Here is a 13601-nt window from a genome sequence, read left to right as displayed (position 1 = left end):
TGGATTGATTTAATTCGCGCGATCTAGCTTTTGGTTTCGTATGATTCCATAGATTGCAGAAGAAGTGAAAAAGAGACAAAGTATAACAAAAGTAAGGGTGTAGGCTAATTTGCTCTCACTATACATATCATAGGCAAACATCCCCATTGCCACGGCGCTAATGAATAGATTGATCAGGGTGAAAGGATGAAATTTCGGTTTATTCATTATTCTCCTCCTTTTCCTGTCAGTTTAACATAATTTCTCAAAAGAATTAGGCGACAAAATAAAATCGACAGGCATAATAAATTTCTATCAATCCAAGGACATGTAAAAGAATATTGTTTAGAGTTCGTCAAAGGTCGTTCATACTCCATTCACAAAAATGTGGTACCGTATGTGGTGAGAGGATGATTTCAGTATGAAGAAGGAATTCCAAGAACGAATAGAAGAATGGAAGAATTTTTTATTTATTTATAAATTTGCTCTGGATGAAATTAATACAAAGTTAACTATCTTAAATGATGAATTTCAATTTGTGCATCAACATAACCCTATTGAGCATGTAAAGTCTCGCATTAAGTCACCAGAAAGCATTATGGCGAAGCTTGAACGTAAAGGTCTTGAAATAACAACTGAAAATGTAAAAAAACATATAAACGATATTGCTGGAGTTCGTGTGACGTGTTCCTTTACAAATGATATTTATCGAATCTATGAAATGATTGAAAGTCAGGATGACATTCGCTTAATCGATGTAAAAGATTATGTTAAGAATCCAAAGCCGAATGGCTATAAAAGTTTGCATCTGATTGTTGAAATTCCAGTCTTTTTATCAAAGGGTCCTGAGTTAGTAAGAGTTGAAATTCAACTGCGTACAATTGCAATGGATTTCTGGGCAAGCTTAGAGCACAAAATTTATTATAAATTTGAAGGTGAAATACCTGGAAATCTTAGTGATGAATTAAAAGAGGCAGCCGAGATTGTGCATTACCTTGATGCCAAAATGATGAGAATTAAAGACGAAGTAAATGAATTTAAAGAGCATGAAAAAGAAGAGAAGCAAACAATAACTTAATTTAGGGGTGTTCATGTGAAGAAAATTCGCTGGGGAATCATCGGTTGTGGGAATGTGACAGAGAAGAAGAGCGGCCCGGGTTTTCAGAAAGCCGAGAATTCAGAGCTCGTTGCTGTTATGCGTCGAGACGCAACACTTGCTGAAGACTATGCTAGAAGACACAATGTTCCAAAGTGGTACACAAATGCAGAAGCACTCATTCATGATGAAGAAGTAGATGCGATTTATATCGCTACGCCACCATCAACACATAAAGAATACGCCATTCTTGCAGCTAGAGCATCAAAGCCTGTTTATGTGGAAAAGCCAATGGCACTAAATACAGAGGAATGCGTGGAGATGATTAAGGCATGCGAAGAGAACGACGTGCCACTGTTTGTTGCCTTCTATCGCCGTGCTATGCCTGCCTTACTGCAAGTGAAGGAAGTAATCGAGAGTGGAGCTCTTGGTAACATTCGATTTGTTACTACGGTGCACCATAAGAAAGCTTCTGAACAAGAAAAGAACGGAAACTTGCCATGGCGCGTGCAGCCGGAAATTTCAGGCGGTGGTCACTTCTTTGATCTTGCAAGTCATACGTTAGATTTTCTTGATTATGTACTTGGACCTATTGAAAGTGTAAATGGATTTGCAACGAATCAGGCGGAGCTATATCAGGCTGAAGATATTGTCTCTGGTTCATACGTCTTTGAATCAGGTGTTCACGGTACAGGGCAATGGTGCTTTAATTCTTATAAGAATGAAGATTGGAATGAGATTGTTGGTGATAAAGGGTCACTCCTCTATTCCACTCTCCAAGAGCGTCCAATGATTCTGAAAGATGAACAGGGCGAACGTGAAATCGAAGTCGTCTACCCTGAGCATGTTCAACAACCTTTAATTCAGACGATCGTAAATGAGTTGAATGGAGAAAGTCATTCACCAAGTACTGGTAAGACAGCTTTACGAACAAGTAAAGTAATGGATCAGCTTGTGGCAAATTATTATCAGAAAAGCGGAAGCCTATAAAGTAGGCTTCTTTTTTAATTCGTTAAAAGTGATCTAATGGGTAAAATTCATAATATGATCATTTTCCATTTGACATTGATAATCATTATCAATAAAATAAGTATTAGAATAGTTTATCTGAATAGATCTAATTGCCACAACGATAAGCAGGTATATATAGAAAGGGTGCTTTAGACATGTATGAGATGATTCAGGATACAATTGTTTCGAGAAGAACGATTCGCAAATTTCATCCAGACGATATTCCTCTACATACAATTGTGGAGATACTTGAAGATGCCAAATGGGCTCCAAACCATAAATTTAGAGAACCATGGGAAGTTGTCCTATACAAAGGGGATGGGAAAGGTCAACTCATTGATCAAGTGCAGGAAAGCATTGTCCGTAATGAGTTGGATGAAGAGAAGAGCGAGAAGAAGAAGGAGAAAATCAATCAATTCATTAATGAAATCCCCATTCATTTAGTTGTTTATATGAAGTCCTCTGAATTAGCTAAAGAAAGACATGAAGATTTTGCAGCTACATGTGCGTTCATACAAAATGTCCAGCTTCTTTCCTGGTCAAAAGGACTTGGAGTCGTTTGGAAAACAAATGGATTTATTTTTGATCCGCTGTTTCGAGAAGGAATCGGGCTAGAAGCTGATGATGTTATTGTTGGCATGCTTCATATTGGAAAGCCCGCTGTTATTCCGAATCCTAAAGAGCGGAAATCCATTAAGAACAGCCTCACAATTTGCGACACGGCGCCCCAATCTAAAAAAGAACATTCCTCTTATATGTAAAGAGGAATGTTCTTTTTTCTACGCTACTTTTTCTACTGGTACGTTTTCTTTTTTGCGTGCATTCCACAGTTGATAACCAAACCATCCAGCAGTTAAACATGTGATGCCTCCACCCATGAACATGGATGTCGCATAAGGTAGCTGAAATCCTTCTGGTGCAAGAAAGAGATAGGTAGCTACGGTCATAGTCATGAAAAGTGCTGGAACGCTACAAATCCAATGGAATTTTTGTTTTTTAACTAGATACATGGCCGCTGTCCAAAGCATCACAGTGGCAACAAGCTGATTCGTGAATCCTACGTATCTCCAAAGGAAAGTGTAATCAATTTGGGTTAAAAGAAAAGTTGGTGTGGCCACAGCTGCCGTTAACAAAAGCGTTTTGCCTTTTCCATCTGCCGCTTCTGACTTTCCTTTTTTAGTAAACAAATCAGCTAACATCATTCGAGACGATCGAAGTGATGTATCCCCCGTTGTGATCGGAAGTATGATGACGCCGACGATTGCTAAGATGCCTCCAAACGTTCCAAGTAAGGATGAACTGATTTCATTTACAACCCCAGACGGTCCTCCTGCTGCAAGGGCACCTTGAAGTCCACCTGTACTTCCAAAGAAAGTCATTCCGGCAGCCGCCCAGATAAGAGCAATTACTCCCTCTGCAATCATCGCTCCATAGAAAACCTTTTTTCCATCGCTTTCACGTTTCATTGTTCTTGCAATGATGGGGCTTTGAGTCGAATGGAATCCTGAAATCGCTCCACAAGATACTGTGATCATTAAGAGTGGCCATAATGGCAAATTATCTGGATGAAGATTGGCTAGTGTTAAGTTTGGTACAGGATTGTCCATAAAGAACAAGCCGATTGCGATTGACACGGCCATCAGAATAAGAATGACGCCGAAAATCGGATAAATACGCCCAATAATTTTATTAACTGGAAGAATGGCTGCTAAAACGAAATAAGCAAAGATTAAGACTAAGCTCATTGTAAAATTAAGCGGTGTAACCTGCGCCATCAGCTGGGCAGGTCCAGCTGTAAAGGCAGCAGCTACTAGAATCATCAGAACGATCGAGATAATATTGATTGTTCCTTTTGCGCCCTTCCCAAGGTAACGACCTACGAGAGATGGATATTGTTCACCGTTATGTCTAAGCGACATCATACCGGAGAAATAATCATGAACAGCCCCTGCGAAGATGGAACCAATGACGATCCAAATAAACGCAACTGGTCCATAAAGAGCACCAAGAACGGCTCCAAAAATAGGACCTAGTCCAGCAATATTAAGTAGCTGAATCAAACTTCCTTTCCACCAGCTCATTGGCATAAAGTCCATGCCGTCTTGCTTTGTATATGCAGGCGTTTCACGATCATCGTCTATGCCGAAAATTCGTTCAACCACCTTAGAATAAACGTAATAGCCAACAATCAATAAACAAATGGCTCCGACAAATGTGATCATGTCTCTCGCCTCCTTTTCGATGTATGAAAATATAACATTCATTCTACTCACCACCGGGAGAAAAAACAATAGAATTATTCAGAAAAAATACATTTTTCTATTAATTCAAACGTTTTCACTAAAAATTGGTTCGTTTGACCTGGTGTTAACTAGTAAAAAGGGTGTGAATTACACGAAAACATCATCTGAATATTCTTTCTTTTGGTGATATTGACAGATTAATATAGGTAAGGTGCGAATAACTTACAAAGATATAGGGTGAAAATACGAAAAAGTGGGTATATAGAGAAAGACGATACGTGTGATCGTCTTTCAATCCTTTGAGGAGGTTGTTTTTCGTGTCAGAACGTATTGCGTATTTTGATAATAGTAAAGCTATATTAATATTGTTAGTAGTGGGCGGACATATGCTGACTCCATTTATTGACGATTCACGTTTTTTGTATAGTCTCTACCACGTTATTTTTATTTTTCACATGCCTGCATTTATTTTCCTAGCTGGTTATTTCACTAGAAAAGCATCTGGAACTAGGTATTTCTGGAAAATATTCACAACATTTTTATTACCTTATGTGATTTTTCAAGTTGTTTATTCGATTTATTATACAAACCTTTATCAAAAGTCATTTGCAATCGAGTTTCTAACGCCGCGATGGGCAATGTGGTTCCTTTTATGTATAGCCGCTTATAAACTGATTTCACCGCTTTTGCTTAAAATGAAAGCAAGCATTTTGCTTCCATTAAGTATTGGTGCAGGGCTCGCTGTGGGTTATTTTGATGTTGAGAGATTTTTATCATTAGATCGACTTTTTGTTTTCTTGCCTTTCTTCGTACTTGGGATGGTCATGGGATGTCGAAAAAAACCGATCAGATTTCCACATATGAAGTGGATAGCCCCTGTTGTGCTCGGCGGATTGTTCCTACTGTTTTATTTATACAAAATAGAAGGACTTGCTGATCTACTTTATGGTACGTATGTTTATGAATCAAACACAGACTTGTTGATTCGACTAACTTATTATGTTGGTACAGCAATTGTGATGTTCTTGTTCTTTTCAATGATTCCAGAGGGACCAATTGTATTTACACCACTCGGATCAAGAACTTTTGCGATTTACTTGTTCCATGGATTTGTTATTAAATGGTTCTTAGAACAGCAGTCGTCTGAAGTTATCGCCACGATATGGGGCGTACCTTTTATTTTAGTCTTTACTTTATTTATTTCCACTTTGTTCGCAATGCCTTTCTTTTCGAAACTATTGGCGTTCGACAGGTGGCTACCATCTCCTGACAAATTGACATCTGCACGAAGATAACAAAAAAACGGTACGTCACTATTGAGTGGCGTACCGTTTTTTATATGGGATGGTTGATTCTGATATGAGCTCCGTGGAAAGAGTGGCAATTAGGCTTTCATTGTGTCACGCTCTTCAGGCTGAAGAAGAACGTCTTCTTTACACGGATAGGTTTTCTCAATATGTTGTTCTCCCCAAGCGCAAAGTGAATCCAGAATTTCTTTTAAAGACCATCCATAGTCCGTAAGAGAATATTCAACCTTAGGGGGGATTTGGTTATAGACCTTTCTTAGTATCACACCATCTGTCTCTAACTCACGTAGCTGTTGGGTCAGCATTTTCTGAGTAATGCCAGGCATCAACTTTTTAAGTCCACCTGTACGCTTTGTGCCTTCTATTAAATGACAGAGTATGACGACTTTCCACTTTCCTCCGATCACTTCCAGGGCAGCTTCGACAGGAATATTATATTTTTTCATCGTATATACTCCTTACAATAAATATATGGTTGAATTCTATACTCATATCCTATCACCTATAGCTTTGTTTAACCAGAAAAATGATGATACACCCGGACCCCTTTTCAAAACCGATCAAACATCTACGCAACGTTTAAAATGAGTTACACTAGAGAAGAGTTAATCAAATCGTAATACTTTCTTCAGGAATCACTAATTTTTATTTCTTATGATGAGGATATCCTATAAGAGGAAGGAACGATGTTGATGAGTAAGAAAGGATGGATTGGAAGTATCTTTCTTGTGCTTTTGATCGTAGTTGGATGGTGGATGGTTTCTCCTCTTTTTCTTGATGAAGTGGTTGATGAAGATCTCCCGACAACGATTGAAGCAACAACTAATGCTGAAGAGACATCCGATGAAGAATCACCAGCTGTATCCCACTCAGGGATATTCGTCGATGGTGATGATACCCATCATGCTTCAGGTAACGTCACATCGTTTTACACCGATTCAAAACAATGGGTTAGGTTTGAGAACTTCGAAGTGACGAATGGTCCTGACTTATATACTGTACTCGTAAAAGAAGGGCAGTCAACAGATGAAGGAACGATACTTGGGAAATTGAAAGGAAATGTTGGCAGTCAGAACTATCGCATTCCTGATTCGTCTTCACTTGAAGAAGGCGATCGGATTGTCGTTTGGTGCAAAGCTTTTGAAGTTGATTTCGGCTTTGCGGAACTGTTTCATAAGGAATAGAGGTGAAGTGCATTGGCAGAGAAAATCCTACTAGTGGATGATGAAGAATCCATACTTGACGTTAGTAGGAGGTATTTGGAGAGAGATGGGTATCACGTGATTACAGCAGCAGATGGAGAAGAGGCTATAAGTAGGTGGGAAAAAGAGAAGCCAGATCTCATTGTACTTGATTTGATGATGCCGTTAAAAGATGGAATGGAAACGGCGGAGGAGATTCGAGCGGTCGATGATGTTCCTATTATTATGCTGACAGCTTTAGGTCAGGAACGAGATCGTCTTTTAGGATTAACGGTCGGCGCGGATGATTATTTAACTAAACCGTTTAGCCCAAGAGAGCTTGTTCTTAGAGTGCGAAATATATTGCGTCGGACGAAACGACAACATGTGGAGAAGGCCTCTTTCTTAACGTACGGTGAGCTTACAATTGATGAATCTCGAAGAAAGGTAACAGTCGATCGGAATGAAGTGGAATTGACTGTTAAGGAATTTGAACTTCTCTATTTGTTAGCCAGTCATCCTACACGTGTCTTTCCTCGCTCACAATTGATTGAAGCGATATGGGGATATGAATTCGACGGTGATGGCAATACGATAAATGTTCATATAAGACGTCTACGTGAAAAAATTGAAAAAGATTCAGCAGAGCCTAAATGGATTAAAACCGTATGGGGCATCGGGTATAAGTTTGAAGGAGAATCAACATGAAATTGCGAACGATGCTAATCCTTGCCAATGGGATATCGATTGCTTTTATCCTAGTCTTTCTCATTATTAGTTACGTAAGAATGGTCCTTTCACCTGAACTGATCCTCACCCTTACGTTCATTACGATTGGAGCTGGTTCTCTATCGATGTTGGCTCATTTTATATTCACATCGCAAATTTTGAAGTCAGTGAATCAGATGACGGAAGATACGAGCAGAATCGCTGAAGGAAAGTTCGATGTCAAGGTGGCAGAGCAAGGGCCAACAGAAATACAGGAGCTTGCACAGCATTTCAATGTGATGTCCGAGAAGCTAAATCTAATGTTTTCAGAAGTGAAGCGTTCGGAGCAATACAAAACAGAATTGATTGCGAACGTTTCTCATGATTTAAGGACACCTGTTTCTTCGATTCGATCCTTTGCTGAAGCACTTCAAGATGGCGTCGTTACAGATGAGAAAACAAAAAGACAGTATCTAGATACGATCGAAAGAGAAACAGAACGGCTTAGCCACTTGATTGAAGAGCTGTTGAATTTATCTCAACTAGAAAGTGGCACTTTACCATATGAACCTAGATTCGTTCACCCTGACGTCGTTTTAGTTGAAACGCTACAGCAGTTCGATCGCAAGCTACAAGAGAGAGAGATTGAACTTGCAGTTGAAATTGATGAAGAGCTAGGTGTCATCCCTATGATGCCAGACCATATCAAACGCGTGCTTACGAACTTAATTCAAAATGCAATCGCGTTCTCAGATGATCATTCTACGATCCATATTACACTGAAAAAGGTTGAGACAGCTGCTCTCTTCTTTATAAGAGATGAAGGAAACGGAATTCCGAAAGAAGAACAAGAACGGATTTTTGATCGTTTTTACCGTGTTGAGAAATCGCGTAACACAAGGTACGGGGGTTCCGGACTGGGTCTAGCCATATCGAGACAATTGATTGAGCTTCATGGAGGGAAGATAGGCGTTGAAAGTAACGTAGGTCATGGCAGCGAATTTTGGTTTATGCTTCCACTTGAGAAGAAGGAGGAATAATGAATGAAGATAACGAGATGGTTTCTGTTAATTGGAATTGCGGCAGTGCTCGTATTTGCTATTCCAAAACTTTATGATGTGATTTTTAAACGTTCTTATGGAAGCGAGCCAGCACAAGCTGTACAGGATAATGAAGCGGTGGCGACTTTTGCAGGAGGATGTTTCTGGTGTATGGAGCCGCCGTTTGAGAAATTAGATGGCGTAAGAGAAGCGGTCTCAGGCTATACTGGCGGGAATACAGAAAACCCTTCTTATGAAGAGGTATCTTCTGGTGGAACCGGGCATGTAGAAGCTGTCCAAGTATATTATGACCCTTCCGTTGTGAGCTATGATACATTGTTAGATGTATTTTGGAGACAAATCGATCCTACTGATGATGAAGGACAGTTTGTTGATAGGGGAGACCAATATTTATCTGGAATTTTCTATCATAATGAAGAGCAAAAGAAAGCTGCTATAGCGTCTAAGGAAGAAATTCAAAGGTCAAACAGATTTAATAAACCTATTGTCACGCCTATCGAACAAGCAGAAACATTTTATGTAGCGGAAGAGTATCATCAAGATTATTACAAAGAAAATGAACTGCGTTATAAATATTATCGAAATAATTCAGGACGAGATCAGTTTCTTGAGAAAGCATGGGGAGATGATCTTGAGGTAGATGCACCAGAAGCGAAGACAAATCTCACGTATTCTGATGAAGAGCTAAAAGAGATGCTTACACCGATTCAATATAGTGTGACGCAAGAGGACGACACAGAGAAAGCTTTTGATAATGAGTATTGGGATAACAAAGAAGAAGGAATCTATGTCGATATCGTTTCAGGAGAACCTCTTTTTAGTTCAGCGGATAAATATAAATCAGGAACAGGATGGCCTAGCTTCACAAAGCCCCTTGTACCTGAGAACATTGTAGAGAAAGAGGATAAAAGCTGGTTTACGGTTAGGACGGAAGTAAGAAGTAAGAACGCTGACTCTCATTTAGGTCACGTGTTTGAAGATGGCCCTGAACCAACAGGTCTCCGCTATTGCTTAAACTCTGCAGCGCTTGATTTTATTCCAAAAGACGAAATGAAAGAAAAGGGTTACGGAGAATATTTGGATGAATTTGAAGAAGGGGCAGAATCCTAATGGATTCTGCTTTTTTTGTTCATGATAGAAGAATAAGAGTAGTTGAATAAGATTTCTACATTGAATACATACACTAAGGGGTATATAATACAGATCATGTGAGGTGAATAAGGGTGGAAAATAAAAAGGCAGATGGACGTGTGCAACAGTTATTAGCGAATGAGCGCACGTTTCTAGCATGGGTTCGAACTTCTATTGCGATCATTGGTATTGGTTTTCTAACAGCAAGCTTACATTTTACTAGAGCTGCTGGAGAGAGAGCTGATGATCAGGTCGCCGTGTTCATTAGTTTCTCATCTTTATTTTTTGGATTATTAACGATCGCTGGAGGAGCGGTGCAGTTCTACCGAACGAAAAAACGCATTATGAAATTTGAGGTTCCTTCTTCTTCATGGATTGTTGTGTTTCTTCTTATAGTAGTGTTGTTAATGATTGCACTGATCGCCACGTATTTTATTATTCAAATCAATTGGCTTTCTTAAAACCAGGGTGTTGACATTTCATACAGGTGCGTTATAATACCCCTATAGGTATTAAAAAACACAAACGAATTCGATTTACAGATAAATTTTTTTACTTGATTTTATACCCCTTAGGGTATAAGGTGAGGAGGAAATGAAATGCAATACGATAAAGCAGTTATGAATCGATTGAAGCGAATTGAAGGACAAATTCGCGGTGTTATCCAGATGATGGAACAAGAGAAAAGCTGTGAAGACATTGTAAATCAGCTTTCTGCCACTCGTTCTGGTATCGATCGTTCGATTGGATTAATTGTAAGTTCAAATCTTGAACAGTGTCTTCACCAACAGATTGAACAGGGAGAATCTACTGATGATGTTGTGAAGGAAGCTGTTAATCTTTTAGTAAGAAGTCGATAATAAAAAAATTTAACACATTATATACCCCTAGGTGTATAAGAGGAGGAAATAGAATGAGTGAACAAAAGAAAACAACGATTGTACTATTTAGTGGAGATTACGACAAAGCAATGGCTGCCTACATTATCGCGAATGGTGCCGCCGCATATGACCATGAGGTAACCATTTTCCATACATTCTGGGGGTTAAACGCTCTTAGGAAAGATCAGCAAGTTGAAGTCAATAAAGGGTTCCTAGAGAAAATGTTTGGCAAAATGATGCCCCGCGGTGCTGATAAAATGGGTCTTTCAAAAATGAACTATGGTGGAATGGGTAAGAAGATGATTAAGAACGTCATTAAGAAGCACAATGTAACAGAACTTCCGCAGCTGATTGAGCTTGCGCAAGAACAGGAAGTGAAGCTCGTTGCTTGTACGATGACAATGGATCTTTTAGGTCTTCAAAAGGATGAGCTGCTAGAAGAAATCGAGTATGCAGGTGTTGCTGCATATCTAGGCGACGCTGAAGATGGTAACGTCAATCTCTTCATTTAAGGAGCGAAAAGAATGGAACTTTTGCTAATAGCTGTCATTGTGATAGCTGGATGGTTCATTTATAAAAAGGTAGGACCAGGAAAAGGTGTAACAACGATCACCTCTGAAGAAGCAAAAAGGAAGTTTGGCGATCGCAATGTTCAATTTATTGATGTTCGTACACCTGGTGAATATAAAGGTCAAAAAGTGAAGCAATTTAAAAATATGCCGCTCAACGAACTTAGCAAACGCACAAAAGAACTGGATCCTAATAAAGAAGTCGTCGTGATTTGTCAAAGTGGAATGAGAAGTTCAAAAGCTTGCGGAGAATTGAAGAGACAAGGATTCACGTCTGTATCGAATGTTCGCGGCGGAATGAATATGTGGAAATAGGAGGAATTAGAATGTCTGGTTATGTAAAAGATGTAACGCCAACTGAAGTGAATAACATGTTGAAGGAAAATAAATCAATTAGTATTGTCGATGTTCGCGGACCTGAAGAGGTGGCAGAAGGAAAGATTCCTGGTGCCTACAATCTACCGGTTAATGAATTACAGGGAAGAATGAATGAGCTTGATAAGGATACAGAGCATATTATCGTCTGCCGGTCAGGTGGCAGAAGCAGCATGGCTTCTATGGTTCTAAAATCAAACGGGTATTCCGTGTTAAATATGACAGGCGGCATGCTTGAATGGACTGGAGAAACAGAATAACGACTACAGGAGGTAGACTAATGATACAAACTGATCACGTACTCGATGCAAAGGGTCTAGCGTGCCCGATGCCAATTGTGAAAACGAAGAAAATGATGAAGGATCTTGAATCAGGAGTCGTTCTTGAAATTCTAGCAACAGATAAAGGATCAAAAGCAGATCTTAAGGCATGGGCTGACAAAGTAGGGCATCACTATCTTGGAACAATTGAAGAAGGTGACGTTTTGAAACATTATCTTCGTAAGGCTTCAGATGGTGAGACGACACTTGAGCAGAGTCATCCACATGTGATTTCAAATGCAGATCTTACAGCTAAACTCTCAGATGATGAAATGACGATCGTTGACGTAAGAGAGCCAGCAGAATATGCGTTCAGTCACCTTCCAAATGCGATTTCTTTGCCACTTGGCGATTTAGATAACCGTATGGCAGAGTTAGATAAAGGGAAGAAGATTTATGTAGTTTGTCGTACAGGTACAAGAAGCGATCTTGCGGCTCAAAAGTTAGCTGAAAATGGCTATGATGTGATCAATGTTGTGCCAGGAATGTCCGAGTGGGATGGTCCTACTACATCTGATCTTTAAAAGATAAAAGGGCGGGGATTTTTTCCCCGCGTACAACTTAATTTTTTTTGGAATCATAAATACGGATGGGGGTATATGAGGTGGATTTGAAACAAAAACATGCAAGTGAAGTAGCAAAAAAAGTGATTAATAAGCAAGAGCTTTTTATTCTCGATGTAAGAAATGAAGAAGCTTATGGCGATTGGAAAATCGAAGGTGAATCTGTTACGTCTATGAATGTTCCTTACTTCGATTTAATTGACGGCGTTGAAGAGATCCTGCCAAAGCTTCCAAAGGATAAAGAAATTCAAGTTGTATGTGCAAAAGAAGGTTCTTCGATCTTTGTAGGTGAAGAACTCGTTGAAGCGGGAATGGAGAATGTATCTTATCTTTCTGGCGGAATGAAGGCATGGAGTGAATACCTTGAGCCTGTTAAAGTAGGCGATCTTCCGGGAGGAGCACTCTATCAATTTGTTCGCCTTGGTAAAGGGTGTCTTTCATATTTGATTGAATCAAATGGAGAGGCTGCTATTGTGGATGCGAATCGAATGATTGAGAATTACACAACCTTTGCAGAAAACAAAGGTCTTACGATTAAAGCAACATTTGATACACATCTTCACGCAGATCACATTTCTGGGGGGAAGTCGTTAGCTGACCAGGTAAATGGAACGTATTACCTTCCAGAAGAAGATGCTGGTGAAGTAACATTCGAATATTCAGCACTTAAAGAAGGAACTTCAGTGTCTATTGGAAGCGTAACAGTTGAACCGATCTACTCTCCAGGACACACCATCGGAAGTACGTCACTTATGATCAATGATGCTTACCTTTTAACTGGTGATATTCTATTTGTTGAATCAATTGGTCGCCCGGATTTAGCTGGCAAAGCTGAAGATTGGGTACTTGACCTTCGCACAACACTTTATAACCGGTATAAAGAGATGGCAGGGGAATTAGTTGTTCTGCCAGCTCACTTCTCAAAAATGGCTGAGCTTGATGAAAATGGAGCCGTGTCTGCAAAACTCCAGGATCTTTACCAAAAGAATGATGGTCTAAATGTGGAGAAGGAAGAAGATTTCAGAAAAATGGTAACCGAAAATCTTCCTCCACAGCCTAATGCTTATCAGGAAATTCGTGAAACAAATATGGGGAAAATTACCCCTGATGAAGAAACAAAAAGAGAAATGGAAATTGGACCAAACCGCTGTGCGGTTAACTAATAAGGAGGAATTA

Annotated in this window: 18 protein-coding genes; 15 read left to right on the top strand and 3 right to left on the bottom strand. The window is 39.5% G+C overall.

All coding sequences use genetic code 11. From position 1 onward, the window contains the following. Nucleotides 1–9: 9 nt before the first annotated feature. The gene (locus AC0VYJ_RS18275) at nt 10–207 is read right to left on the bottom strand and encodes a hypothetical protein (protein WP_430244854.1); all 198 of its coding nucleotides are present in this window, start codon (nt 205–207) and stop codon (nt 10–12) included. Between the two features lie 193 nt (nt 208–400). Between AC0VYJ_RS18275 and AC0VYJ_RS18270 the strand changes: the two genes are divergently transcribed. The 3 genes from AC0VYJ_RS18270 to AC0VYJ_RS18260 all read left to right on the top strand — a co-directional run bounded on the left by AC0VYJ_RS18270 (nt 401) and on the right by AC0VYJ_RS18260 (nt 2847). After that, on the top strand, nt 401–1057 hold the full coding sequence (locus tag AC0VYJ_RS18270) for a GTP pyrophosphokinase (RefSeq protein WP_430244853.1): 657 nt from the start codon (nt 401–403) through the stop codon (nt 1055–1057). A 15-nt stretch (nt 1058–1072) separates the two neighbouring features. After that, the gene (locus tag AC0VYJ_RS18265; protein ID WP_475365827.1) at nt 1073–2065 is read left to right on the top strand and encodes a Gfo/Idh/MocA family protein; all 993 of its coding nucleotides are present in this window, start codon (nt 1073–1075) and stop codon (nt 2063–2065) included. A gap of 176 nt (nt 2066–2241) precedes the next feature. Then, a complete protein-coding gene (locus AC0VYJ_RS18260) occupies nt 2242–2847 on the top strand; it encodes a nitroreductase family protein (protein ID WP_475365826.1) in 606 nt (201 codons plus the stop codon). 18 nt (nt 2848–2865) lie between these two features. On the opposite strand, the gene AC0VYJ_RS18255 is transcribed toward AC0VYJ_RS18260, so the two are convergent. Continuing rightward, nucleotides 2866–4308, bottom strand: a complete 1443-nt coding sequence (locus tag AC0VYJ_RS18255; RefSeq protein WP_475365825.1) for a carbon starvation CstA family protein — start codon at nt 4306–4308, stop codon at nt 2866–2868. Between the two features lie 338 nt (nt 4309–4646). Here AC0VYJ_RS18255 and AC0VYJ_RS18250 point away from each other — a divergent pair, with 338 nt between their 5' ends. Further along, nucleotides 4647–5624 (top strand): acyltransferase family protein, encoded by a 978-nt coding sequence (locus AC0VYJ_RS18250; RefSeq protein ID WP_194218823.1) that lies wholly within the window; start codon nt 4647–4649, stop codon nt 5622–5624. 89 nt (nt 5625–5713) lie between these two features. Here the strand turns inward: AC0VYJ_RS18250 and AC0VYJ_RS18245 are convergent, their stop codons facing one another. Beyond that, on the bottom strand, nt 5714–6082 hold the full coding sequence (locus AC0VYJ_RS18245; protein WP_194218824.1) for a winged helix-turn-helix transcriptional regulator: 369 nt from the start codon (nt 6080–6082) through the stop codon (nt 5714–5716). A 240-nt stretch (nt 6083–6322) separates the two neighbouring features. On the opposite strand from AC0VYJ_RS18245, the gene AC0VYJ_RS18240 reads away from it, so the two are divergent. The 11 genes from AC0VYJ_RS18240 to AC0VYJ_RS18190 all read left to right on the top strand — a co-directional run bounded on the left by AC0VYJ_RS18240 (nt 6323) and on the right by AC0VYJ_RS18190 (nt 13588). Continuing rightward, on the top strand, nt 6323–6820 hold the full coding sequence (locus tag AC0VYJ_RS18240) for a DM13 domain-containing protein (RefSeq protein WP_475365824.1): 498 nt from the start codon (nt 6323–6325) through the stop codon (nt 6818–6820). A 12-nt stretch (nt 6821–6832) separates the two neighbouring features. Beyond that, nucleotides 6833–7525, top strand: coding sequence for a response regulator transcription factor (locus tag AC0VYJ_RS18235; RefSeq protein ID WP_475365823.1), 693 nt, complete (start codon nt 6833–6835; stop codon nt 7523–7525). Further along, nucleotides 7522–8565, top strand: coding sequence for a sensor histidine kinase (locus tag AC0VYJ_RS18230; protein WP_475365822.1), 1044 nt, complete (start codon nt 7522–7524; stop codon nt 8563–8565). The genes AC0VYJ_RS18235 and AC0VYJ_RS18230 overlap by 4 nt, the downstream gene beginning before the upstream one ends. 3 nt (nt 8566–8568) lie before the next feature. Continuing rightward, the gene (gene msrB / locus AC0VYJ_RS18225; RefSeq protein WP_475365821.1) at nt 8569–9696 is read left to right on the top strand and encodes a peptide-methionine (R)-S-oxide reductase MsrB; all 1128 of its coding nucleotides are present in this window, start codon (nt 8569–8571) and stop codon (nt 9694–9696) included. Nucleotides 9697–9809: 113 nt separating this feature from the next. After that, nucleotides 9810–10178 (top strand): YidH family protein, encoded by a 369-nt coding sequence (locus AC0VYJ_RS18220; RefSeq protein WP_226615201.1) that lies wholly within the window; start codon nt 9810–9812, stop codon nt 10176–10178. A gap of 138 nt (nt 10179–10316) precedes the next feature. Then, nucleotides 10317–10577 carry a metal-sensitive transcriptional regulator gene (locus tag AC0VYJ_RS18215; RefSeq protein ID WP_194218830.1) on the top strand — a complete coding sequence of 87 codons (261 nt, stop codon included), beginning with the start codon at nt 10317–10319 and terminating at the stop codon, nt 10575–10577. Between the two features lie 53 nt (nt 10578–10630). Further along, nucleotides 10631–11110: a DsrE/DsrF/DrsH-like family protein gene (locus tag AC0VYJ_RS18210; protein WP_194218831.1), complete on the top strand. Its 480-nt coding sequence runs from the start codon at nt 10631–10633 to the stop codon at nt 11108–11110. Nucleotides 11111–11122: 12 nt separating this feature from the next. Further along, nucleotides 11123–11482 (top strand): rhodanese-like domain-containing protein, encoded by a 360-nt coding sequence (locus AC0VYJ_RS18205; RefSeq protein WP_404683267.1) that lies wholly within the window; start codon nt 11123–11125, stop codon nt 11480–11482. 11 nt (nt 11483–11493) lie between these two features. Next, nucleotides 11494–11802, top strand: a complete 309-nt coding sequence (locus AC0VYJ_RS18200) for a rhodanese-like domain-containing protein (RefSeq protein WP_194218833.1) — start codon at nt 11494–11496, stop codon at nt 11800–11802. 20 nt (nt 11803–11822) lie between these two features. Beyond that, nucleotides 11823–12386 carry a sulfurtransferase TusA family protein gene (locus AC0VYJ_RS18195; RefSeq protein ID WP_475365820.1) on the top strand — a complete coding sequence of 188 codons (564 nt, stop codon included), beginning with the start codon at nt 11823–11825 and terminating at the stop codon, nt 12384–12386. 80 nt (nt 12387–12466) lie between these two features. Then, complete coding sequence (locus tag AC0VYJ_RS18190; protein ID WP_475365819.1) at nt 12467–13588, top strand: MBL fold metallo-hydrolase; 1122 nt, start codon at nt 12467–12469, stop codon at nt 13586–13588. The last annotated feature ends 13 nt before the right edge of the window (nt 13589–13601 follow it).

The organism is Anaerobacillus sp. 63XJN7_5_ISO-PGPR-S23-430, from assembly GCF_056173695.1.
The sequence above is the reverse complement of the archived record's forward strand: the minus strand, read 5'-3'. Positions and strand labels throughout refer to the sequence as shown.

What these genes read in the sequence shown, in the direction of transcription:
- AC0VYJ_RS18200 (WP_194218833.1), top strand. Translation starts at nt 11,494, where the DNA reads ATGTCTGGTTATGTAAAAGATGTAACGCCAACTGAAGTGAATAACATG.
- AC0VYJ_RS18245 (WP_194218824.1), bottom strand. Translation starts at nt 6,082, where the DNA reads ATGAAAAAATATAATATTCCTGTCGAAGCTGCCCTGGAAGTGATCGGA.
- AC0VYJ_RS18255 (WP_475365825.1), bottom strand. Translation starts at nt 4,308, where the DNA reads ATGATCACATTTGTCGGAGCCATTTGTTTATTGATTGTTGGCTATTAC.
- AC0VYJ_RS18240 (WP_475365824.1), top strand. Translation starts at nt 6,323, where the DNA reads ATGTTGATGAGTAAGAAAGGATGGATTGGAAGTATCTTTCTTGTGCTT.
- AC0VYJ_RS18215 (WP_194218830.1), top strand. Translation starts at nt 10,317, where the DNA reads ATGCAATACGATAAAGCAGTTATGAATCGATTGAAGCGAATTGAAGGA.
- AC0VYJ_RS18195 (WP_475365820.1), top strand. Translation starts at nt 11,823, where the DNA reads ATGATACAAACTGATCACGTACTCGATGCAAAGGGTCTAGCGTGCCCG.
- AC0VYJ_RS18230 (WP_475365822.1), top strand. Translation starts at nt 7,522, where the DNA reads ATGAAATTGCGAACGATGCTAATCCTTGCCAATGGGATATCGATTGCT.
- AC0VYJ_RS18260 (WP_475365826.1), top strand. Translation starts at nt 2,242, where the DNA reads ATGTATGAGATGATTCAGGATACAATTGTTTCGAGAAGAACGATTCGC.
- msrB (WP_475365821.1), top strand. Translation starts at nt 8,569, where the DNA reads ATGAAGATAACGAGATGGTTTCTGTTAATTGGAATTGCGGCAGTGCTC.
- AC0VYJ_RS18210 (WP_194218831.1), top strand. Translation starts at nt 10,631, where the DNA reads ATGAGTGAACAAAAGAAAACAACGATTGTACTATTTAGTGGAGATTAC.
- AC0VYJ_RS18270 (WP_430244853.1), top strand. Translation starts at nt 401, where the DNA reads ATGAAGAAGGAATTCCAAGAACGAATAGAAGAATGGAAGAATTTTTTA.
- AC0VYJ_RS18275 (WP_430244854.1), bottom strand. Translation starts at nt 207, where the DNA reads ATGAATAAACCGAAATTTCATCCTTTCACCCTGATCAATCTATTCATT.
- AC0VYJ_RS18205 (WP_404683267.1), top strand. Translation starts at nt 11,123, where the DNA reads ATGGAACTTTTGCTAATAGCTGTCATTGTGATAGCTGGATGGTTCATT.